This window comes from Microbacterium sp. USTB-Y (assembly GCF_023703415.1).
GTDB lineage: Bacteria > Actinomycetota > Actinomycetes > Actinomycetales > Microbacteriaceae > Microbacterium.
The window spans coordinates 32,394-53,118 of record NZ_JAGMTU010000005.1 but is presented as its reverse complement, the minus strand read 5'-3'; the positions used below and the strand labels follow the sequence as shown (position 1 = coordinate 53,118).

The window sequence follows — 20,725 nt, the reverse complement described above, 5'->3', positions numbered from 1 at the left end:
CAATTACCCAGGGTAACGCAAGAGGGGCCGGAGAAATCTCCGGCCCCTCTCGACGCTTGTTACTTGACGGATCCGCCGGCGGCGACGATCTTCTGCTCCGCGGAGCTGGAGACCTTGTCGACCGACACGGTCAGAGCCACGGCGATGTCGCCGTTGCCCAGGACCTTGACCTTCTCGTTCTTGCGAACCGCGCCCTTGGCCACGAGGTCGGCGACGGTGACGTCCCCGCCCTTCGGGTAGAGCTCGGCGAGCTTCTCCAGGTTCACGACCTGGTACTCCACGCGGAACGGGTTCTTGAAGCCGCGGAGCTTCGGGGTGCGCATGTGCAGCGGCATCTGCCCACCCTCGAAACCGACGCGGACGGTGTTGCGGGCCTTGGTGCCCTTGGTGCCGCGACCGGCGGTCTTGCCCTTGGAGCCCTCACCGCGACCGACACGGGTCTTCGCGGTGTTGGCGCCGGGGACCGGACGCAGGTGGTGCACCTTCAGGACGCCGGGACGGGAGACCGTGGTCTCCTCGGCCTTCTTGGCGGCCGGCTTCTTGGCTGCGGTCTTGGTGGCCGCTTCCTTCTTCTCAGCCATTAGTCGATCTCCTCAACCTTGACGAGGTGAGCGACCGCGCGGACGTAACCGCGGGTCTGGGCGTCGTCGGGACGGACGACCGAGTCGCCGATCCGCTTGAGGCCGAGCGAACGCAGCGTGTCGCGCTGGTTCTGCTTCTCACTCACCTTGGACTTGACCTGCGTGACCTTGAGGCGCGCAGCCATCAGGCACCTGCCTTCTGCGCAGCGATGGCCTCAGCCTCTGCGCGGACGAGACGCGCCGGGGCGACCTGGTCGAACTCGAGGCCACGACGCGCGGCGACCGCACGGGGCTCCTCGAGCTGCTTCAGGGCCTCCACCGTCGCGTGCACGATGTTGATCGTGTTCGACGAACCGAGCGACTTCGACAGCACGTCGTGGATACCGGCGCACTCGAGCACGGCGCGGACCGGACCACCGGCGATGACACCGGTACCGGCAGCGGCCGGACGCAGCAGCACGACGCCGGCAGCGGCCTCGCCCTGCACCGGGTGCGGGATGGTCGACGCGGAGCGCGGCACGCGGAAGAAGTTGCGCTTGGCCTCCTCGACGCCCTTCGAGATGGCGAGGGGGACCTCGCGGGCCTTGCCGTAGCCGACGCCCACGAGACCGTTGCCGTCACCCACCACGACGAGCGCGGTGAAGCTGAAGCGACGGCCGCCCTTGACGACCTTCGACACGCGGTTGATGGTCACCACGCGCTCGAGGAACTGGTTGTCCCCCCGGTCGCGGGAGTTGCGGTCGCGACCGCCCTGGCCGCGGTCGCGGCCACCACGGCCGCCGCGGCGCTCGTCGCGCTGCGGAGCCTCGGAACCGGCCGCGTTCTCGGCGGCAGGAGCCGTCTCGGTCACTTCGTTCTCCTTGATGTCACTCACAGTGCCAGCCCCCCTTCACGGGCGCCATCGGCGATGGCCGCGACGCGACCGGCGTACCGGTTGCCACCGCGGTCGAACACGGCCTCCGAGACACCGGCGGCCTTCGCGCGCTCGGCGACGAGCTCGCCGACCTTGCGGGCCTTGGCGGTCTTGTCACCGTCGAACGCGCGCAGGTCGGTCTCGAGGGTGGAGGCACTGGCCACGGTGTGGCCCTTGCTGTCGTCGACCAGCTGCACGAAGACGTGGCGGGCCGAACGGGTGACGACCAGGCGCGGACGCGCCTCGGTGCCCTGGACCTTCTTGCGAAGGCGGGCGTGACGACGCGAGCGGGCGTCGGACTTCGTCTTGATAGCCATGGTTACTTACCACTCTTTCCGGCCTTGCGACGCACGACCTCGCCGGCGTAGCGCACACCCTTGCCCTTGTACGGCTCGGGCTTGCGGATCTTGCGGATGTTCGCAGCCGCCTCGCCGACGGCCTGCTTGCTGATGCCGCTGACGGTGAGCTTGTTGGTGCCCTCGACCGTCAGGGTGATGCCGGCGGGCGGGTCGATCAGGACCGGGTGCGAGAAGCCGAGGGCGAACTCGACCGAGCCGCCCTTCTGCTGCACGCGGTAACCGGTGCCGACGACCTCGAGGCCCTTGGAGTAGCCCTGGGTCACGCCGATGATGTCGTTGCTGATGAGCGTGCGGGTCAGACCGTGCAGCGAACGCGAAGCGCGCTCGTCGTCCGGACGGGTGACGAGAACCTGGTTCTCCTCGACCGACACCTCGATGGGGGAGGCCACGGTGAGCGAGAGCTCGCCCTTCGGGCCCTTCACCGTGATCTCACGGCCGTCGACCGAAACGGTCACGCCCGCGGGGATCTCGATGGGAAGTCGTCCAATACGCGACATTTCAGATCACCACACGTAGGCGAGAACTTCTCCGCCCACGCCCTTCTGCTCTGCCTGGCGGTCCGTGAGGAGCCCCGAGGAGGTGGACAGGATCGCGACGCCGAGGCCACCGAGAACCTTGGGCAGCTCGGTCGACTTCGCGTACACGCGGAGACCGGGCTTGGAGACGCGCTTGATGCCGGCGATCGACCGCTCGCGGTTCGGGCCGTACTTCAGCGAGATGGTGAGGTTCTTGCCGACACGGGCGTCGGAGACCTCCCAGCCGGCGATGTAGCCCTCCTGCTGGAGGATCTCGGCGATGTGGGTCTTCAGCTTGCTCGACGGCAGGGTCACGGAGTCGTGGTGCGCCGAGTTCGCGTTGCGCAGACGGGTCAGCAGATCTGCGACCGGGTCTGTCATCGTCATAGTTGTCTTCTTTCGTTCATGAGGTTCCGGCTGCCGTTACACGGCAGACGGCCTGCGATGAGCACGCAATTTTCAATTGTACGTCAAGCGAGACACGCCCGAAGACCGGATCCTGTCGGATCCGGCCTTCGGTGCGTGACTTACGCCTGCGCGTCGTTCGACTTGAACGGGAAGCCGAGGTGGCGGAGCAGCGCCCGGCCCTCGTCGTCGTTCTTCGCCGTGGTGACGACAGTGATGTCGAAACCGCGGACGCGGTCGATCTTGTCCTGATCGATCTCATGGAACACGCTCTGCTCCGTGAGACCGAAGGTGTAGTTGCCGTTGCCGTCGAACTGCCGGTCCGAGAGTCCACGGAAGTCGCGGATACGGGGCAGTGCGAGGTTCACGAGGCGGTCCACGAACTCCCAGGCGCGGTCACCGCGGAGGGTGACGTGCGCGCCGATGGGCTGACCCTCGCGCAGCTTGAACTGCGCGATGGACTTGCGGGCCTTCGTGACGATCGGCTTCTGGCCGGTGATCTTGGTGAGGTCGTCGACCGCACCATCGATCACCTTGGAGTCGCGAGCCGCCTCACCGACACCGGTGTTGACGACGACCTTGACCAGGCCGGGGATCTGCATGACGTTCTCGTAGCCGAACTCGTCCTGCAGAGCCTTCTTGATCTCGTTGTTGTACTTCGCCTTCAGGCGGGGCTGCACCTTGACAGCGCCCGCGGCGTCAGCAGCCGCCATCAGAGGTCCTTACCGCTCTTCTTCGCGTAGCGCACGCGGACCGTGCGCTTCACGCCGTCCTTGACCTGCTCCTCGACGCGGTGACCGACCTTGGTCGGCTTCTTCGTCTCGGGGTCGACCAGGGCGACGTTCGAGATGTGGATGGGGGCCTCGATGGTCTCGATGCCGCCCGTCTTGGTGCCGCGCTGCGTCTGGCCGACGCGGGTGTGCTTGGTGGCGTAGTTCACGCCCTCCACGATCACGCGGTTCTGCTCGACGAGGACCTCGAGGACCTTGCCCTGCTTGCCGCGGTCGCCGCCCTTTTCCTGCTTGCGGCCGGTGATGACCTGGACCAGGTCACCCTTCTTGATGTTCGCCATGAGTTACAGCACCTCCGGGGCGAGCGAGACGATCTTCATGAACTTCTTGTCACGGAGCTCACGACCCACCGGGCCGAAGATGCGGGTGCCGCGGGGCTCCCCGTCGTTCTTCAGGATCACGGCGGCGTTCTCGTCGAACTTGATGTACGAGCCGTCGGGACGGCGGGTCTGCTTCTTGGTGCGGACGATGACGGCCTTGACGACGTCACCCTTCTTCACGTTCCCACCGGGGATCGCGTCCTTCACCGTCGCGACGATGATGTCGCCCAGGCCCGCGTAGCGGCGGCTGGAGCCGCCGAGCACGCGGATGGTGAGCAGCTCCTTGGCGCCGGTGTTGTCGGCGACCTTGAGTCGGGACTCGGTCTGGATCACTTTGCCTTCTCCAGGATCTCCACCAGACGCCAGCGCTTCGTGGCGCTCAGCGGGCGGGTCTCGTTGATGAGAACGAGGTCGCCGATGCCGGCGGTGTTGTTCTCGTCGTGCGCCTTGACCTTGGTCGTACGGCGGATGACCTTGCCGTAGAGCGGGTGCTTCACGCGGTCCTCGACCTCGACGACGATGGTCTTGTCCATCTTGTCGCTGACGACGTAGCCGCGGCGCGACTTGCGGTAGCCACGAGCGTCGGCGTCGCGCACGTCGTGCGAGACGACCTCTGCCTCTGCGGCAGCAGCCTTCTTCTCAGCCATTACTCGGCCTCCTCCTTCGGCGCGTCAGCCTCTTCGGCCTTCTTCGCCTTTGCCTTGGACGCCTTCTTGGCCGGAGCCTCGACCGGAGCGGGCGTCGCACGGATGCCCAGCTCGCGCTCGCGGATCACGGTGTACAGGCGCGCGATGTCGCGCTTGACGGCGCGGATGCGGCCGTGGCTCTCCAGCTGGCCGGTGGCCGACTGGAAACGGAGGTTGAACAGCTCCTCCTTGGCCTTGCGCAGCTCCTCGACGAGGCGCTGGTCTTCGAACGTGTCGAGCTCGGTCACACCGAGCTCCTTGGTGCCGATCGCCATTACGCGTCGCCCTCCTCGCGCTTGATGATGCGTGCCTTGAGCGGCAGCTTGTGAATGGCACGGGTCAGGGCCTCACGAGCGAGTTCCTCGTTGACGCCCGCGACCTCGAAGAGGACGCGACCCGGCTTGACGTTGGCGACCCACCACTCGGGGGAACCCTTACCGGAACCCATGCGGGTCTCGGCCGGCTTCTTCGTGAGCGGACGGTCGGGGTAGATGTTGATCCACACCTTTCCACCACGCTTGATGTGACGCGTCATCGCGATACGAGCGGACTCGATCTGACGGTTGGTCACGTAAGCGGGGGTGAGGGCCTGGATGCCGAACTCGCCGAAGGAGACCTTCGTGCCGCCGGTGGCCGCACCATCACGCTTGGGGTGATGCTGCTTGCGGAACTTGACCTTACGAGGGATAAGCATCAGGCAGACGCTCCTTCTGCGACGGGAGCCTCGTTGCGCGGGCCGCGGCGACGGTCGCCACCACGGTCGTCACGACGGGACTTCGGTGCGTTGGCCTGCTCGCGGGCAAGCTCCTTGTTGGTGAGGTCACCCTTGTAGATCCAGACCTTCACGCCGATGCGGCCGAAGGTGGTCTTGGCCTCGTAGAAGCCGTAGTCGATGTTCGCGCGCAGCGTGTGCAGCGGCACACGACCCTCGCGGTAGAACTCCGACCGGCTCATCTCCGCGCCGCCGAGGCGGCCCGAGACCTGGATCCGGATGCCCTTCGCGCCGGCGCGCTGGGCGCCCTGGAGGCCCTTGCGCATGGCACGACGGAACGCGACACGAGCAGAGAGCTGCTCGGCGATGCCCTGGGCGACGAGCTGAGCGTCGGCCTCGGGGTTCTTCACCTCGAGGATGTTCAGCTGGATCTGCTTGCCCGTGAGCTTCTCGAGGTCGCCACGGATGCGCTCCGCCTCGGCGCCGCGGCGGCCGATGACGATGCCGGGACGCGCGGTGTGGATGTCCACACGCACGCGGTCGCGGGTGCGCTCGATCTCGATGTTGCTCACGCCGGCGCGGTCGAGCTGCGTCTGCAGGAGCTTGCGGATCTTGATGTCCTCGGCGACGTAGTCGGCGTAGCGCTGACCCGGCTTGGTCGAGTCAGAGAACCACCGGGACACGTGGTCCGTGGTGATGCCGAGGCGGAAGCCGTAGGGGTTTACCTTCTGTCCCATTACTTGCTCGCCTTCTCGTTCTTGGCGACCTCGGGGGTTGCCAGCACGACCGTGATGTGGCTCGTGCGCTTCTTGATCTGGAACGCGCGACCCTGGGCGCGGGGCTGGAAACGCTTCAGCGTCGTCCCCTCGTCCACGAAGGCGTTCTTGACGTAGAGGTCCTGCTCATCGAGGAACTCGCCGTCGCGGTCGGCCTTCACCTGGGCGTTGGCGATGGCGGAGTGCACGAGCTTGTAGATCGGCTCGGAGGCGCTCTGCTGCGCGAACTTCAGGATGGCGAGGGCTTCCTGCGCCTGCTTGCCCTTGATGAGGGCGACGACACGACGAGCCTTCTGCGGGGTCACGCGGATGTGCTTCACGCGTGCGATGGATTCGACCATTAGCGGCGCCGCCCCTTCTTGTCGTCCTTCACGTGGCCGCGGAAGGTGCGGGTGGGCGCGAACTCGCCCAGCTTGTGACCGACCATGCTCTCCGACACGAACACGGGGATGTGCTTGCGTCCGTCGTGCACGGCGATGGTGTGTCCCAGCATGGCGGGGATGATCATCGACCGGCGCGACCAGGTCTTGATGACGTTCTTGGTACCGGCATCGTTCTGACCGACCACCTTGCGAAGCAGGTGCTCGTCGACGAAGGGGCCCTTCTTAAGACTGCGAGGCATCTTCTCTTACTCCTACTTGCGCTTCTTGCCGGCGTTACGACGACGCACGATGTACTTGTCGCTTTCCTTGTTGGCGTGACGGGTGCGCCCCTCAGCCTGGCCCCACGGGGAGACGGGGTGACGTCCACCGGACGTCTTGCCCTCTCCACCACCGTGCGGGTGGTCCACCGGGTTCATCGCGACACCGCGGACGGTCGGGCGGACGCCCTTCCAGCGCTTGCGGCCGGCCTTGCCCCAGTTGATGTTGGACTGCTCGGCGTTGCCGACCTCGCCGATCGTCGCACGGCAGCGCGCGTCGACGTTGCGGATCTCGCCCGAGGGCAGACGCAGCTGGGCGTAGGGGCCGTCCTTCGCGACCAGACGCACGGAGGCGCCGGCCGAACGGGCCATCTTCGCGCCGCCGCCGGGGCGGAGCTCGATGGCGTGGATGACGGTACCCGTCGGGATGTTCTTCAGCGGGAGGTTGTTGCCCGGCTTGATGTCGGCGCCGGCACCCGACTCGACGACGTCGCCCTGCTTCAGCTTGTTCGGGGCGATGATGTAGCGCTTCTCGCCGTCGAAGTAGTGCAGCAGCGCGATGCGCGCGGTGCGGTTGGGGTCGTACTCGATGTGAGCGACCTTGGCGTCGATGCCGTCCTTGTCATTGCGACGGAAGTCGATGACGCGGTACTGGCGCTTGTGGCCACCACCGATGTGACGGGTCGTGATGCGGCCCTGGTTGTTGCGGCCACCGGTCTTGCTGAGCGGACGCAGCAGCGACTTCTCCGGCGTCGATCGGGTGATCTCGGCGAAGTCAGCCACCGACGAGCCGCGGCGACCCGGGGTCGTGGGCTTGTACTTGCGAATAGCCATGTTCTGTCCTTATCCCCCGGTCAGTTCACTGCCGTGAAGATGTCGATGGTGCCCGACTTCAGGGCGACGATGGCACGCTTGGTGTCCTTGCGCTTGCCCGTGCCGAAGCGGGTGCGGCGGGCCTTGCCGACGCGGTTGATCGTGTTGACGCTCGCGACCTTGACGTCGAAGATCTTCTCGATGGCGAGCTTGATCTCGGTCTTGGAGGCGCGGGGGTCCACCAGGAAGGTGTACTTGCCCTCGTCGATCAGGCCGTAGCTCTTCTCGGAGACGACCGGCTTCAGGATGATGTCGCGCGGGTCCTTGTTGGCAGCCGCGGCGAGGATGTTGTCGCTCATGCGGAGACCTCCTCGGTTGCGCCGGACTTCAGCGCGACGAACGCGTCGAAGGCCGCCTTGGTGAAGACGATGTCGTCGGAGTTGACCACGTCGTAGGCGTTGAGCTGGTCGGCGTACAGCACGTGCACGGCGGCCAGGTTGCGGACGCTCAGGGCGGTGAGGTCGTCCTCGCGGTCGATGACCACGAGGAGGTTCTTGCCCGGGAGCGACTTCAGGTAGGCGGCGGCCGTCTTGGTGGACGGCTTGCCCTCGATGCCGAAGGACTCGACGACGTGCAGGCGCTCACCGCGGAAGCGGTCGCTCAGCGCACCCACGAGGGCGGCGGAGATCATCTTCTTGGGGGTGCGCTGCGAGTAGTCGCGCGGCTTCGGGCCGTGGACGATGCCACCGCCGGTCATGTGCGGCGCGCGGATGGAGCCCTGACGGGCGTTACCCGTGCCCTTCTGCTTGAAGGGCTTGCGACCGGCACCGGAGACCTCACCGCGACGCTTGGTCGAGTGGGTGCCCTGGCGTGCCGCGGCGAGCTGCGCGACGACGACCTGGTGGATCAGCGGAACGTTGGTCTTGGCGTCGAAGATCGCGGCGGGGGCGTCGACCGTACCGGTCTTCTTGCCGCCGGCGAACACGTCGAGCGTCAGAGTGGTGTCAGCCATGGGACTCAGGCACCCTTCACTGCGTTGCGGACGTAGACGATGCGGCCGCGGGCACCGGGGACGGCGCCCTTGACGAGCAGCAGACCCTTCTCGGCGTCGACGGCGTGCACCGTGAGGTTGAGGACGGTCACGCGCTCGCCACCCATACGACCGGCCATGCGCATGCCCTTGAAGACACGGCTCGGGGTCGAGGAAGCACCGATGGAACCGGGCTTGCGGTGGTTGCGGTGCGAACCATGCGAAGCGGACACGCCCTTGAAGTTGTGGCGCTTCATGACACCGGCGAAGCCCTTGCCCTTGCTGGTGCCGACGACGTCGACCAGCTGGCCGGCCTCGAAGGTGCCCTCAACGGTGAGCTCCTGGCCCAGCGTGTAGTCGCCGGCGTCCGCGGTGCGGATCTCGGTGACGTGGCGGCGCGGGGTGACCCCGGCGGCCTCGAAGTGCTTGGCGAGGGGCTGCGTGACCTTGCGCGGGTCGATCTGACCGGCCGCGATCTGCACGGCGTTGTAGCCGTCCTTCTCGGGGGTGCGGATCTGGGTGACCACGTTCGGGGCCAGCTCGATCACGGTGACCGGGACCAGCTTGCCGTTCTCGTTCCAGACCTGGGTCATGCCGAGCTTGGTGCCGAGCAGGCCCTTGGAAATCTTTGCGTTGATGTCGACCATCGTGATCCCCTTACAGCTTGATCTCGATGTTGACGTCAGCAGGAAGGTCGAGACGCATGAGCGAGTCAACGGCCTTCGGCGTCGGGTCGACGATGTCGATCAGACGCTTGTGGGTGCGCATCTCGAAGTGCTCGCGGCTGTCCTTGTACTTGTGGGGCGACCGGATGACGCACACGACGTTCTTCTCGGTCGGAAGCGGCACCGGGCCGACGACGGTCGCGCCCGCACGGGTCACGGTGTCGACGATCTTGCGGGCCGACGTGTCGATGACCTCGTGGTCATACGACTTCAGGCGAATGCGGATCTTCTGTCCCGCCATTGTCTGCTCTCTCTCTTCAAGCGTCTTACCTGCCCGGACCCGGTGGTCCGGGGGCATTGGACGCGCGACGGCGCGGTCTGCGCCTTCGCACTCCTCCTCCCGGCCCGTGTCGCGGATCCGAGGATCCGTTCCCTGAGCCCGTCGAAGGGGCGCACCACTGTTCTGCTGTCAGCCCGGAGCCTCACGACTCGCGGAAGCCGACCCCCGCACATGGCGAGGCCTCGGTGAGGAGGTGTCGGTTGTGTGTTCTGCTGCCCGCGGCCCAGATCCCTGCGCTCGCTTCCCGGAGGAAGGGCGCCGTCTGTGCACTGCCCTGACAGTGATCCGGCGCGCATCGGGACGCACACCGGAATGTGGAACCTCAACAGTCTACGTGCAGCCCGGGCGTGTCGCAAACTCGGGCGTGTCGTCGACGGCGTGTCCGGCGTGTCGCACGCCCGCGGGCACGACGAAGGGCGGGGGCCGAAGCTCCCGCCCTTCGCGAGATGTCAGTGCTGCGCGGAACGCGTCACTCGTTGCCGACCTGCTTGTCGAGGTTGTCGCGCACCCCGTCGATCTGCTCGGAGGCACCCGGAGCGACCTTCTTGGCGAGGTCGGCGGCGCCACCCAGAACGGTGTCGCTGATGCCTTCGGCCTGCTCGCTGTGCAGCAGCTCCTCGACCTTCTCCTTGTTCTCCTCGAAGAACTCCTTGCCCTTGTTCACCGCGTCGTTGATGGCGTCTCCGAGACCCATGGGGTTCCCTCCCTCGATCGAGCCGACTGTCGGCCCGCACGTGGCCATTCTGCACGGCGGACCAGGGCCTCGACAAGACCCGATCCGACGCAGGATCCGAGTGGCGCCGAGGGAGGGAGCCGATGCACGGCGGGGACGACAAAGGGGCCGGACCCGAAGGCCCGACCCCTGTGCGGTCTGACGCAGGTTTCGACTCGCGCTGCTTCGCAGTGCTCGCTCAACCTGAGTCGATGCCGGCTCAACGCTGACGCATTGAGCCGGCCCGACTCACTTGATGACCTTGGTCACCGTGCCGGCGCCGACGGTGCGGCCACCCTCACGGATCGCGAAGCCGAGGCCCTCTTCCATGGCGATCGGCTGGATCAGGTCGACCTTCATGTCCGTGGTGTCGCCGGGCATGACCATCTCGGTGCCCTCGGGCAGCGAGATGACGCCGGTGACGTCCGTGGTGCGGAAGTAGAACTGCGGGCGGTAGTTCGTGTAGAAGGGGTTGTGGCGGCCACCCTCGTCCTTGGACAGGATGTACGCGGTGCCCTCGAACTCGGTGTGCGGGGTGATCGAACCCGGCTTCACCACGACCTGGCCGCGCTCGACGTCCTCGCGCTTGGTGCCACGGAGGAGAAGACCGCAGTTCTCGCCGGCCCACGCCTCGTCGAGCTGCTTGTGGAACATCTCGATACCCGTGACCGTGGTCTTCTGCGTCGGGCGGATGCCGACGATCTCGACCTCGGAGTTGATCGCGAGGGTGCCACGCTCGGCGCGGCCCGTGACGACGGTGCCACGACCGGTGATCGTGAAGACGTCCTCGATCGGCATCAGGAACGGCTTGTCCTTGTCGCGCACCGGGTCGGGGATCGAGTTGTCGACGGCCTCCATGAGGTCGAGGATGGACTGGGTCCACTTCTCGTCACCCTCGAGGGCCTTCAGGCCGGAGACGCGGACGACCGGAGCCGCCTCGTCGAAGCCCTGGCTGGCGAGCAGCTCGGAGACCTCGAGCTCGACGAGCTCCAGGATCTCCTCGTCGTCGACCATGTCGGCCTTGTTCAGCGCGACGAGCAGGTACGGCACGCCGACCTGCTTGGCGAGCAGCACGTGCTCACGGGTCTGCGCCATCGGGCCGTCGGTGGCCGCGACCACGAGGATCGCGCCGTCCATCTGCGCCGCACCGGTGATCATGTTCTTGATGTAGTCGGCGTGACCGGGCGCGTCGACGTGAGCGTAGTGACGCTTCGGGGTCTCGTACTCGACGTGCGAGATGTTGATCGTGATACCGCGCTGACGCTCCTCGGGAGCGGAGTCGATCGACGCGAAGTCGCGCTGAACGTTGGTGGCCGACGGGAACTTGTCGGCGAGCACCTTCGAGATCGCAGCGGTGAGCGTGGTCTTGCCGTGGTCGACGTGACCGATCGTTCCGATGTTCACGTGCGGCTTGGTCCGCTCGAACTTGGCCTTAGCCACTGGGTCCTCCTCAGGACGTCATGTAGGGGCACCGGGCACTGGATTGTGACCGCTTTCCTACGGGTGTGATTCTCAGTTTAGTAGAGAGACGATGTGAAGTTGTCTGAGTGCCTGGCGGACCCGTGACCGGGGCCCGGATCCGCCAGGCTCCTAGGGCTTACTCGCCCTTGGTCTTCTGGATGATCTCGTCGGCGACGGCGCGCGGGACCTCGGCGTAGCTGTCGAACTCCATGGAGTAGACGGCACGACCGGAGGTCTTCGAACGCAGGTCGCCGATGTAGCCGAACATCTCGGACAGCGGGACCGACGCGCGCACGACCTTGACGCCCTGGGCGTCCTCCATCGACTGGATCTGGCCACGACGCGAGTTCAGGTCGCCGATGACGTCGCCCATGTACTCCTCGGGAGTACGGACCTCGACGGCCATGAGCGGCTCGAGCAGCACGGGGTTCGCGCGGCGGACGGCCTCCTTGAAGCCCATCGAGCCGGCGATCTTGAACGCCATCTCCGAGGAGTCGACGTCGTGCGACGCGCCGTCGATCAGGGTCGCCTTGACACCGACCATCGGGTAGCCCGCGAGGGCTCCGGTGGCCATGGCGTCCTGGAAGCCCTGGTTGGTCGGCTCGATGTACTCGCGCGGGATGCGGCCACCGGTGACGCTGTTGACGAACTCGTAGGTCTGCTCCGCGGTCACCTCGAGCGGCTCGATGGTGAACTGGATCTTGGCGAACTGGCCCGATCCACCCGTCTGCTTCTTGTGGGTGTAGTCGTGCTTCTCGACGGCCTTCTTGATCGTCTCGCGGTAGGCCACCTGCGGCTTGCCGACGTTGGCCTCGACCTTGAACTCGCGCTTCATGCGGTCCACGAGGATGTCCAGGTGCAGCTCGCCCATGCCCTTGATGGTCGTCTGACCGGTCTCCGGGTTGAGCTCCGTGCGGAACGTCGGGTCCTCTTCGGCGAGCTTCTGGATCGCGGTGCCCAGCTTCTCCTGGTCGGCCTTGGTCTTCGGCTCGATGGCGACCTCGATGACCGGCTCCGGGAACGTCATCGACTCGAGGACGACGGGCTGCGCCGGGTCGGCGAGGGTGTCACCGGTGGTGGTGTCCTTCAGGCCGATGACGGCGTAGATGTTGCCCGCGGTGAGCGAGTCGACCGGGTTCTCCTTGTTGGCGTGCATCTGGAAGATCTTGCCGATGCGCTCCTTCTTGCCCTTGGTCGAGTTGATGACCTGGGCGCCGGAGTCGAGGTGACCCGAATAGACGCGCACGTAGGTGAGGCGACCGAAGAACGGGTGCACGGCGACCTTGAAGGCCAGCGCGGCGAACGGGTCGTTGGCGTCGGGGTGACGCTCGATGACCTTCTCCTCGTCCTTGGGGTCGTGCGCCTCGATGGCGGGCACGTCCAGCGGGGACGGGAGGTAGTCGACGACCGCGTCGAGCATCGGCTGCACGCCGCGGTTCTTGAACGCGGAGCCGCAGAGCACGGGGTAGATCTCGCTCGCGACGACCATCTTGCGGATGGCGCCCTTGATCTCCGCGATCGTGAGCTCCTCGCCGCCGAAGAACTTCTCGAGCAGCACGTCGTCGGTCTCGGCGACGGTCTCGAGCAGCTGCTGACGGTACTCCTCAGCGCGGTCCTTGAGCTCGGCCGGGATCTCCTGCACCTCGTACGAGGCGCCCATGGTCACGTCACCCTTGGCGTCGCCGGGCCAGACCAGCGCACGCATCTCGATGAGGTCGACGACGCCGACGAAGTCGTTCTCCGCGCCGATCGGCAGCTGCAGCACGAGCGGCTTGGCGCCCAGGCGCTTCACGATGGTGTCGACGGTGTAGTAGAAGTCCGCGCCGAGCTTGTCCATCTTGTTGACGAAGCAGATGCGGGGGACGTTGTACTTGTCGGCCTGACGCCACACGGTCTCGGACTGGGGCTCGACGCCCTCCTTGCCGTCGAAGACGGCGACGGCACCGTCGAGGACGCGGAGCGAGCGCTCCACCTCGACCGTGAAGTCCACGTGACCCGGGGTGTCGATGATGTTGATCTGGTTCTTGTTCCAGAAGCAGGTCACGGCGGCGGACGTGATCGTGATGCCGCGCTCCTTCTCCTGCTCCATCCAGTCGGTCGTCGAGGCGCCGTCGTGGGTCTCGCCGAGCTTGTGGTTCACACCCGTGTAGAACAGGATGCGCTCGGTCGTCGTGGTCTTACCGGCATCGATGTGCGCCATGATGCCGATGTTGCGGACCTTGCTCAGGTCGGTGAGCACTTCTTGTGCCACGGGGTGTCCTTATCTTCTTGCTGTCGTCACGCGACGAAGGAAAGTGTGGGGTGCCGGGACCGGATCCTCTGCGGATCCGATCCCGGCCCGACTGGTGATTACCAGCGGTAGTGCGCGAAGGCGCGGTTCGACTCGGCCATCTTGTGAGTGTCCTCGCGGCGCTTGACCGCGGCACCCAGGCCGTTCGAGGCGTCCAGGATCTCGTTCTGGAGACGCTCGGTCATGGTCTTCTCACGACGGCTCTTGGCGTAGCTGACGAGCCAGCGGAGGGCGAGGGTGTTCGCGCGGTGCGGCTTCACCTCGACCGGGACCTGGTAGGTCGAACCGCCGACGCGGCGGCTCTTGACCTCGAGGGTCGGACGGATGTTGTCGAGAGCCTTCTTCAGGGTCGCGACGGCATCCTGGCCGTTCTTCGCCTCGACACCGGTGAGGGCGCCGTAGACGATGGCCTCAGCGAGCGACTTCTTGCCGTCGATGAGGATCTTGTTGACCAGCTGGCTGACGATCGGTGCGCCGTAGACCGGGTCGTTGACGACGGGGCGCTTGGGGGCGGGGCCCTTACGAGGCATCTAACTCAACCCTTCTTCGCGCCGTAGCGGGAACGAGCCTGCTTACGGTTCTTGACGGCCTGGGTGTCCAGGGCGCCACGGACGATCTTGTAGCGGACACCGGGGAGGTCCTTGACACGACCACCGCGCACGAGCACCAGCGAGTGCTCCTGCAGGTTGTGGCCCTCACCGGGGATGTACGCGGTGACCTCGGTGCCGTTGCGGAGCTTCACACGAGCGACCTTGCGCATCGCCGAGTTCGGCTTCTTCGGGGTGGTGGTGTACACGCGGGTGCACACGCCGGCCTGCTGCGGGTTCGACTTCAGGGCGGGAGCCTTGGTCTTGGTGACCTTCGGCGAACGACCCTTGCGAACCAACTGCTGAATAGTTGGCACTGCTTCTCCTTGTTGTGCTGCACGGTGACAGCGTGATGGGTTTCACATCAGACCCACCCGCACGCCGGACGACGGTGCGCGTTTGGATGGTGGGTATGCCGTGGGGGCGGAACCGGCGAATGCCGGTGCCCGGTACGCGCGCGTCAAGACGCACGCATACCCGCTCTATGGTAATGCGCGGTAACACGGCGGTCAAATGGACGGGACACGGCGCGCCGGGTCGCGGCGAACCCGTGCCGGCCGGGCCGTCTCCCGACCCCGCCGGCGTCCCGGGGCGTCTGCTCCGCTCAGCGCAGATCGCGCAGCCGCGCGGTCATCGTGGCGTGCTCGGCGCGGCGTTCCGCCGTCGTCGCGATGATGAGCAGCACCGCGCCCATCACCGCGAGCGTGATCCACCACGGCATCGACTCGATCCCGCGCCCGATCTGCACCGCGAACACGAAGACGTTCTCGATCGGCAGCACGATCAGGCCGATGAGGAACGGGGCGGCGAGCCGCCGCGTCGCCCCCACGAGGATCGCGACCAGGGCGAGGCCCATCACCAGGATCGCCCGCCAGGTGAGCGGATCCGTGAAGGTCGAGACGACCGATGCGAGCAGGGTGACGACGATCCCGGGTCCGAGCAGCGCCCAGGATCCGCGGGCTCGGCTCGGCCAGTCGTGCAGGCCCGCGAAGGGCCCCGCCGGTGCGGAGGCCGCCGCCGTCGACGCAGCGCGCGCGGATCCGGCCTGCATCCCCGCCGCAAGCAGGAACAGCCCCAGCGGGAGGGAGAACCACTCGACCCGCAGATCGCGGGGGCTCCACGCGACGACGGCGGTCACGAAGGCGAGCCCGAAGAGCACCCACACCGGCACCGCGGCGCGGTCCCCGCGTGCGGCCCGTCGGGCGGCGATCACCAGGGCGACGAGGACGACGATCATCAGCGCCCACATCCCCCAGATCGAGAACCAGTCGCGCCGGATCGCCGGCCAGACGCCGGCCGTCACGGCCAGCGCCGCGGGGACGAACAGCCATCGCGCGCCGCGCACGGCGGCATCGGAGGCGATGCCGCGCAGCCCGGCGGCGGCCATCGCCATCCCGGTCCCGCCCGCCGCGGAGAGGGCGAGGCAGGCGAGGAAGAGCGGCGCCGGCAGCAGCGATTCCGGCAGCAGCGGCGCGACTCCCCTCCCCCGCGCCAGCAGGATCGCCTGCGACGTCCCCGCGAGACCGGCCGCCATCGCCGCCGCGCACAGCCACGACCCCGCCGACCGCAGCCGTCGTGCCACGATCGACGTCCCCCCGGCGGCTCCGTCCCCGTCGTCGGTCCACAGGCGGCGCCGGAGCAGCAGCCCCGCCGCGGCGATCCCCCAGGACGCTGCGATCAGCAGACCGGTGCGCCAGGCCGAGCCGGCCGCATCGCCCACGCTGATGAGCACCAGCATCGGCAGCACCGCGCCGCCCGCCCCCGCCGCGACCAGCGCTCCCCCGCGTCCGCCGCGCAGCGCCCGGACGATCCCCAGCGCGATCGCCACGAGCGACGGCGGCAGCAGATACGCCTCCGCGAGCGTCACCCCCGCCGCGGCGCACGCCGACCAGAGCGCGCCCGTCGCGGCCGCCGCCGCGACCGCGCGCAGGTGGCGCCGTCGCGTGGTGATCGCGGCGATGCCGGCCCCCGCCGCCAGCACGGCGAGCACGAGGCAGGCCGTGCCGAATCCCGCCGCCGGCCGCACCACCGCCAGCAGCACGGCGAGCGCGCCGGTGAGCAGCGCCCCCGCCTCGAGCGCGTGCTGCAGCTGGGCCGCGAGGATCCGTCCCACCCCGCGCTCCGCGAGCACGACGCGGATCCGGCGCGTGCACGGCAGCACGCCGGCGACCAGCGCGGCGATGAGCGGCAGCACCACGGGCGAGGCGCTCGTCGGCAGCAGCTGCGCCCCCAGGCACAGCACGGAGACGGCGAGCGACGGCACCAGCACCGCGGCAGCGAGCAGCCGCACCGCCGGCACGGCGCCGTCGCGCCCCGTGGCCATGAGCAGCACCGCGAGCACCGCCATGGCGGCCGTCGGCAGAGCCGTCCATCCGCTGCGCTCCACGACCACCTGGGCGACCCCGATCGCGAACGGCGCCGCGGCGACCACGAGCGCCGCCAGCCACGAGCGCGCCGGGACGAACGGCAGCACGGTGATGACCGCGACGGCGAGCAGCCCTGCGGTCGCGGTGAGGCTGAGCAGCGCGACGCCGCCGAGCCCCGCCTGGCCGAGCGCCGCCGCGAGCACGACCAGCGCGTAGCCGAACCCGACGCCGACCAGCCCGAACCGCCAGCCCGGCGGCAGTGCGGCGCCGAGGGCGAAGAGCGCCGCGATGGCGACCGTCCCGGCCAGCGGCATGAGGACGGGATCCGCGGCGCCGACGAGAGCGGCGAGCAGCACGTCGAGATGGGCGACCAGGATCAGCAGCGCCCGGGCGAGCTCGCCGACCCGCGGCCGCGGCACGCGCACGGCCAGCGCGATCGCGACCCCGGCGACAAGGAGGATGCCGATGCGCAACCAGGCGGGAAGCAGTCCCGACCCTCCGACGGCCAGCACGGCGAGCGCCGCGGGCAGGATCGCCAGGGTCGCGAAGGTCCTCCGGAACATCGCGCTCCGGCGCCCGGACGGCACCGCGACGCCACCCAGCGCCGCGGCCCCGATGGCGAGGCTCGCGACGAACGCCCACCCGCCCTCCGGCACCGGCACGGCGGCGGGGGACTCGGAGCGCACGGCGAGCCGCGAGAGCGTGGTCACGCCGGCGAACGCCGCGAACATCACCCCGGGAAGCAGCGCCACCGCCAGCACCCCCGTCGCCCCGGCGGCGACCGCGACCGGCCGCACCCCGCGCGGCAGCGGCAGCACCGCGCCGAGCAGCACGAGCCCGAGTCCGACGCCGGCGGCGCAGATCACGAGGAACCAGGGGACACTCATCCCGGGCGCGACGCTCAGGGCGACGAGCACCGGTGCGCCGGAACCGGCGACGCCGGCCACGATGCTCCATCCCGCCGCGGCCCCCTGCCGGGCGGAGAGCAGTGCATGCACGCAGACGAGCACCGCGGCGAGCGCGAGCACGGGCACACCGCCCGAGAACAGCACCAGGCGCCCCGCGCTGATCGCGAGCACGGTGGCGATCGCGAAGGCCTGGACGGCGATCAGCGAGCCGCGTTCGACAGCGAACGGGGCCGTGGGGCGGCGCGAGGGCGCCGTCTCGGCGGACGGCGACGAGGGGAGCTCCTCCCGCGCCGGATCCGCCGGCGCGGGCTCCTTCCGTGCGCCCGGCGGTGTCGCGGCATCGTCGACGATCGCCGCCGCAGAGCCTTCGGCGCGCGGATCCGGGAAGCGCGCCCCGATCCGCGGCAGCAGGGCGACCTCTCCCCTCGCCACGAACGCGGCGGCGATGAACGCGAGAGGCGCCCAGTCTCCGGCCCCGGCGACGCCGGCGAGCATCGCGGGAGCCAGCGAGAGCCCGACCACCCCCGCCCAGAGCCAGAGACGCAGGCCGGCGCGTCCGGCGAACGCGAGAAGCGTCCCCGACGCCGCCGCGGTCAGCAGCGCGCCGAGGATCCAGGGGTCCATGCCCGTCGCCGCGGTCACCACCCCGTGCGCCGCGAGCGCGACGAACACCAGGGCCAGGCCGGCGACGGTCTCGGCCGAGAAGCGCAGCCGGCGACGGGCGAGCACGACGGCGCCGAGAGCGAACAGCGCCCCGGTCGCCGCGACGATCGCGGTGCGCACCGCCTCGAGCAGATCCGGCGTGAAGAAGCTGAACACGATCGCCGCCGTGCCGACCAGTCCCGCGCCCGCGAGCGAGAGCAGCGACTGCAGCGGGGCATCTCCCCCGGAGTCGCCGCTCGCAGCAGGCCGCGGCCCGAGCATCGTCGACGCCGACGGCGACGGCGACGGCGACGACCCACCGACCTCGCCACCGGCTCCGCCCGCGACGGAGTCGACGCCCTGGACCTGCGCTGCGCCTCCCGGGGCGCCTGCCCGGGCGTCTCGGTCCGCGGGACGCACCCGGGGCAGGCCGGCGACGAGAAGCTCCCGGCGCCGCAGCGCCTCCGCCGCGTCGCGCGACGCCCGCCACACGCCCAGCGCCTCGGGCCCGCGGAAGTCGGCGCCGCAGACGGTGCATGAGGATCCGGTCACGCCGGTGCCGCAGACCGGGCAGCGGGTGTCGTCGTCCAGCCGCGAGATCGCGTCGGCCGCCCAGGGCGCGGTCATGCGTCCTCCTCGGGGATCCAGCGCAGGATCTCACCCGGCTGGCACTCCAGCACCCGGCAGATCGCGTCGAGCGTCGTGAAGCGCACGGCCTTGGCGCGACCGTTCTTGAGCACGGCGACGTTCGCGGGAGTGATCCCGATCGCGTCGGCGAACTCCTGCACGCTCATCTTCTTCTTCGCGAGCTGCACGTCGAGATCGATCACGATGGGCATCAGACGACCTCGGAGAGATCCTGCTCGAGCTCGAGGGCCTTGCGCAGCAGACCGCGCATCACGCCGACGAGGAGGGCCAGGGCGATGCCGATCACGACTCCGACGACGCCGAGCAGGAGGATCGACGGGTTGACGGCCCGGCCGAAGGCGAGCACCACCACCGCACCGGCGATGAGCACCGCGGACGCGGCCATCGTCGCCATGATGACGTCCACGTACCGGAACGCGTCCTGACTGAAGATCCGGTCCTCGCGCACGAGTGAGAGCAGCCGCCAGACGCAGATCAGCACGATCTCGATGAGGGCGACGAGCACGATGCCTCCGACGATGCCCGGCACCGCCAAATAGGCGAGGTCGGGGTTGCGCTCGGCGGCGAGCAGCGCGACGCCGGGGATGAGGAAGACCTGGGTGGAGAGCAGCAGCGCGAGCAGGACGACGATGAGCGCCTTGAGCGAGGCGGTGATCCGGGGCTGCATGGGGCTCCTATCGAAAAGCGATCTGTATCTATCGAAAAACGATAGCCATGCGAATGCGCCGACGCCAGCCGCACCCCGGACTCCCAGCGAACGCTCGGCTGCGCGATCGCGCCACCCGGGCGAGGGATCCGACCTGCTCGCCACCCCGGAGCGTCAGAGCGTGGCGGGATCGAAGGGCGTCAGAGCGTGTCGGGATCGAAGGGCGAGTCCAGGGCCTCGGTGAGCTCGGCGAGCATCGCCTCGATCTGCGGCTCCACGTACTCCGAGATCGCGGCCTGCACGCGCAGCCGGTGACGCAGCAGCAGGCCGCAGATCTCGCGGCCCACGACGTTCGCGTAGTCGTCGGCCAGCGCGACCTCGTGGCGCAGGGCCGCCTTCGCCTCATCGCTGAGCGGCGGCAGCGGCGGCAGCTCCCCCGCGTCCTCGTCCGCCATCCCGGCGAGCGTGAACAGGAACGGGGCGCCGGGCACCGGATCCGGATCCAGCGGCATGCCCTCGTACTCCGGCTCGAGGTCCTCCGTGGGCCGATAGGCGCGAGCGCGGTTGCGGGCCGCCTGCTGGTCGAGCTCGCCCTGCAGCATCGGCAGGTTCCGCGCGGTGTATTCGGCGACGGCGTGGTCGACGATGCCCTTGATCCGGGTGGACAGCCCGTGCTGCACGCCGTGCGGCACGTTGGCCCCGATGCCTGCGGCGGACAGCACCGGCGATCCCAGGCAGCGACGGCACGGAGCGACCCGCCCGCGATGCGTCGCGGGCTCCCAGCGCGGCACCCAGCGCAGCCAGGCCTCGACGGCCTGGTCCACCTGCGTCTCCAGCGAGCGCTCCACGCCTCCAGCGTACGGGGCGGACACGCCCGGGAGGCGGCGGCACGCGAGATCCGCGACACGGCCCCCTGCCC

The 20,725-nt window shown here is 68.7% G+C and carries 29 protein-coding genes; all 29 read right to left on the bottom strand.

Annotation, left to right across the window (positions count from 1 at the left end; genetic code table 11):
• Nucleotides 1–59: 59 nt before the first annotated feature.
• Nucleotides 60–581 carry a 50S ribosomal protein L15 gene (rplO, locus tag J8G10_RS13125; RefSeq protein ID WP_082072167.1) on the bottom strand — a complete coding sequence of 174 codons (522 nt, stop codon included), beginning with the start codon at nt 579–581 and terminating at the stop codon, nt 60–62.
• A complete protein-coding gene (gene rpmD, locus J8G10_RS13120) occupies nt 581–766 on the bottom strand; it encodes a 50S ribosomal protein L30 (RefSeq protein ID WP_045249910.1) in 186 nt (61 codons plus the stop codon). The genes rplO and rpmD overlap by 1 nt, the downstream gene beginning before the upstream one ends.
• Nucleotides 766–1,455 carry a 30S ribosomal protein S5 gene (gene rpsE / locus J8G10_RS13115; protein ID WP_374208780.1) on the bottom strand — a complete coding sequence of 230 codons (690 nt, stop codon included), beginning with the start codon at nt 1,453–1,455 and terminating at the stop codon, nt 766–768. The genes rpmD and rpsE overlap by 1 nt, the downstream gene beginning before the upstream one ends.
• Nucleotides 1,452–1,811: a 50S ribosomal protein L18 gene (gene rplR / locus J8G10_RS13110; protein WP_285814326.1), complete on the bottom strand. Its 360-nt coding sequence runs from the start codon at nt 1,809–1,811 to the stop codon at nt 1,452–1,454. The genes rpsE and rplR overlap by 4 nt, the downstream gene beginning before the upstream one ends.
• Nucleotides 1,812–1,813: 2 nt before the next feature.
• Nucleotides 1,814–2,350 (bottom strand): 50S ribosomal protein L6, encoded by a 537-nt coding sequence (gene rplF, locus J8G10_RS13105; RefSeq protein ID WP_251445569.1) that lies wholly within the window; start codon nt 2,348–2,350, stop codon nt 1,814–1,816.
• Nucleotides 2,351–2,356: 6 nt separating this feature from the next.
• Nucleotides 2,357–2,755, bottom strand: a complete 399-nt coding sequence (gene rpsH, locus J8G10_RS13100; protein ID WP_251445565.1) for a 30S ribosomal protein S8 — start codon at nt 2,753–2,755, stop codon at nt 2,357–2,359.
• 140 nt (nt 2,756–2,895) lie between these two features.
• The gene (gene rplE / locus J8G10_RS13095; RefSeq protein WP_251445562.1) at nt 2,896–3,486 is read right to left on the bottom strand and encodes a 50S ribosomal protein L5; all 591 of its coding nucleotides are present in this window, start codon (nt 3,484–3,486) and stop codon (nt 2,896–2,898) included.
• Nucleotides 3,486–3,845: a 50S ribosomal protein L24 gene (gene rplX / locus J8G10_RS13090; protein WP_233312360.1), complete on the bottom strand. Its 360-nt coding sequence runs from the start codon at nt 3,843–3,845 to the stop codon at nt 3,486–3,488. Before rplX ends, rplE begins: the two co-directional genes overlap by 1 nt.
• Before the next feature lie 3 nt (nt 3,846–3,848).
• Entirely contained in the window at nt 3,849–4,217 is a 369-nt protein-coding gene (rplN, locus tag J8G10_RS13085) for a 50S ribosomal protein L14 (RefSeq protein WP_045271048.1), read from the bottom strand.
• Entirely contained in the window at nt 4,214–4,531 is a 318-nt protein-coding gene (gene rpsQ / locus J8G10_RS13080) for a 30S ribosomal protein S17 (protein ID WP_052674221.1), read from the bottom strand. Before rpsQ ends, rplN begins: the two co-directional genes overlap by 4 nt.
• Nucleotides 4,531–4,845 carry a 50S ribosomal protein L29 gene (rpmC, locus tag J8G10_RS13075; protein WP_251445559.1) on the bottom strand — a complete coding sequence of 105 codons (315 nt, stop codon included), beginning with the start codon at nt 4,843–4,845 and terminating at the stop codon, nt 4,531–4,533. The genes rpsQ and rpmC overlap by 1 nt, the downstream gene beginning before the upstream one ends.
• Nucleotides 4,845–5,264 carry a 50S ribosomal protein L16 gene (gene rplP / locus J8G10_RS13070; protein WP_251445556.1) on the bottom strand — a complete coding sequence of 140 codons (420 nt, stop codon included), beginning with the start codon at nt 5,262–5,264 and terminating at the stop codon, nt 4,845–4,847. Before rplP ends, rpmC begins: the two co-directional genes overlap by 1 nt.
• A complete protein-coding gene (gene rpsC / locus J8G10_RS13065; RefSeq protein ID WP_233312362.1) occupies nt 5,264–6,019 on the bottom strand; it encodes a 30S ribosomal protein S3 in 756 nt (251 codons plus the stop codon). The genes rplP and rpsC overlap by 1 nt, the downstream gene beginning before the upstream one ends.
• Nucleotides 6,019–6,399, bottom strand: coding sequence for a 50S ribosomal protein L22 (rplV, locus tag J8G10_RS13060; RefSeq protein WP_159574850.1), 381 nt, complete (start codon nt 6,397–6,399; stop codon nt 6,019–6,021). The genes rpsC and rplV overlap by 1 nt, the downstream gene beginning before the upstream one ends.
• Nucleotides 6,399–6,680 (bottom strand): 30S ribosomal protein S19, encoded by a 282-nt coding sequence (rpsS, locus tag J8G10_RS13055; protein ID WP_251445553.1) that lies wholly within the window; start codon nt 6,678–6,680, stop codon nt 6,399–6,401. The genes rplV and rpsS overlap by 1 nt, the downstream gene beginning before the upstream one ends.
• A 12-nt stretch (nt 6,681–6,692) precedes the next feature.
• Nucleotides 6,693–7,532, bottom strand: coding sequence for a 50S ribosomal protein L2 (rplB, locus tag J8G10_RS13050; protein WP_251445550.1), 840 nt, complete (start codon nt 7,530–7,532; stop codon nt 6,693–6,695).
• A gap of 20 nt (nt 7,533–7,552) precedes the next feature.
• On the bottom strand, nt 7,553–7,870 hold the full coding sequence (gene rplW / locus J8G10_RS13045) for a 50S ribosomal protein L23 (protein ID WP_045249924.1): 318 nt from the start codon (nt 7,868–7,870) through the stop codon (nt 7,553–7,555).
• Nucleotides 7,867–8,523 (bottom strand): 50S ribosomal protein L4, encoded by a 657-nt coding sequence (gene rplD, locus J8G10_RS13040; protein ID WP_251445546.1) that lies wholly within the window; start codon nt 8,521–8,523, stop codon nt 7,867–7,869. Before rplD ends, rplW begins: the two co-directional genes overlap by 4 nt.
• Before the next feature lie 5 nt (nt 8,524–8,528).
• Entirely contained in the window at nt 8,529–9,188 is a 660-nt protein-coding gene (gene rplC, locus J8G10_RS13035; RefSeq protein ID WP_251445543.1) for a 50S ribosomal protein L3, read from the bottom strand.
• Nucleotides 9,189–9,198: 10 nt separating this feature from the next.
• Nucleotides 9,199–9,507 carry a 30S ribosomal protein S10 gene (gene rpsJ, locus J8G10_RS13030; RefSeq protein WP_017201594.1) on the bottom strand — a complete coding sequence of 103 codons (309 nt, stop codon included), beginning with the start codon at nt 9,505–9,507 and terminating at the stop codon, nt 9,199–9,201.
• A 508-nt stretch (nt 9,508–10,015) separates the two neighbouring features.
• A complete protein-coding gene (locus tag J8G10_RS13025) occupies nt 10,016–10,240 on the bottom strand; it encodes a hypothetical protein (protein WP_251445541.1) in 225 nt (74 codons plus the stop codon).
• 267 nt (nt 10,241–10,507) lie between these two features.
• On the bottom strand, nt 10,508–11,698 hold the full coding sequence (gene tuf / locus J8G10_RS13020) for an elongation factor Tu (RefSeq protein ID WP_251445538.1): 1,191 nt from the start codon (nt 11,696–11,698) through the stop codon (nt 10,508–10,510).
• Between the two features lie 157 nt (nt 11,699–11,855).
• Nucleotides 11,856–13,970: an elongation factor G gene (gene fusA, locus J8G10_RS13015; protein WP_292883716.1), complete on the bottom strand. Its 2,115-nt coding sequence runs from the start codon at nt 13,968–13,970 to the stop codon at nt 11,856–11,858.
• Between the two features lie 98 nt (nt 13,971–14,068).
• Complete coding sequence (gene rpsG, locus J8G10_RS13010; RefSeq protein WP_251445535.1) at nt 14,069–14,539, bottom strand: 30S ribosomal protein S7; 471 nt, start codon at nt 14,537–14,539, stop codon at nt 14,069–14,071.
• 5 nt (nt 14,540–14,544) lie between these two features.
• Complete coding sequence (gene rpsL, locus J8G10_RS13005) at nt 14,545–14,913, bottom strand: 30S ribosomal protein S12 (RefSeq protein WP_017201609.1); 369 nt, start codon at nt 14,911–14,913, stop codon at nt 14,545–14,547.
• A gap of 287 nt (nt 14,914–15,200) precedes the next feature.
• Complete coding sequence (locus J8G10_RS13000; RefSeq protein ID WP_251445531.1) at nt 15,201–19,139, bottom strand: SCO7613 C-terminal domain-containing membrane protein; 3,939 nt, start codon at nt 19,137–19,139, stop codon at nt 15,201–15,203.
• Complete coding sequence (locus J8G10_RS12995) at nt 19,136–19,351, bottom strand: helix-turn-helix transcriptional regulator (protein ID WP_251445528.1); 216 nt, start codon at nt 19,349–19,351, stop codon at nt 19,136–19,138. Before J8G10_RS12995 ends, J8G10_RS13000 begins: the two co-directional genes overlap by 4 nt.
• Nucleotides 19,351–19,827, bottom strand: a complete 477-nt coding sequence (locus tag J8G10_RS12990; protein ID WP_251445524.1) for a DUF2975 domain-containing protein — start codon at nt 19,825–19,827, stop codon at nt 19,351–19,353. The genes J8G10_RS12995 and J8G10_RS12990 overlap by 1 nt, the downstream gene beginning before the upstream one ends.
• A gap of 179 nt (nt 19,828–20,006) precedes the next feature.
• Nucleotides 20,007–20,654: a spermidine/putrescine ABC transporter substrate-binding protein gene (locus J8G10_RS12985; protein WP_251445521.1), complete on the bottom strand. Its 648-nt coding sequence runs from the start codon at nt 20,652–20,654 to the stop codon at nt 20,007–20,009.
• Nucleotides 20,655–20,725 lie beyond the last annotated feature (71 nt).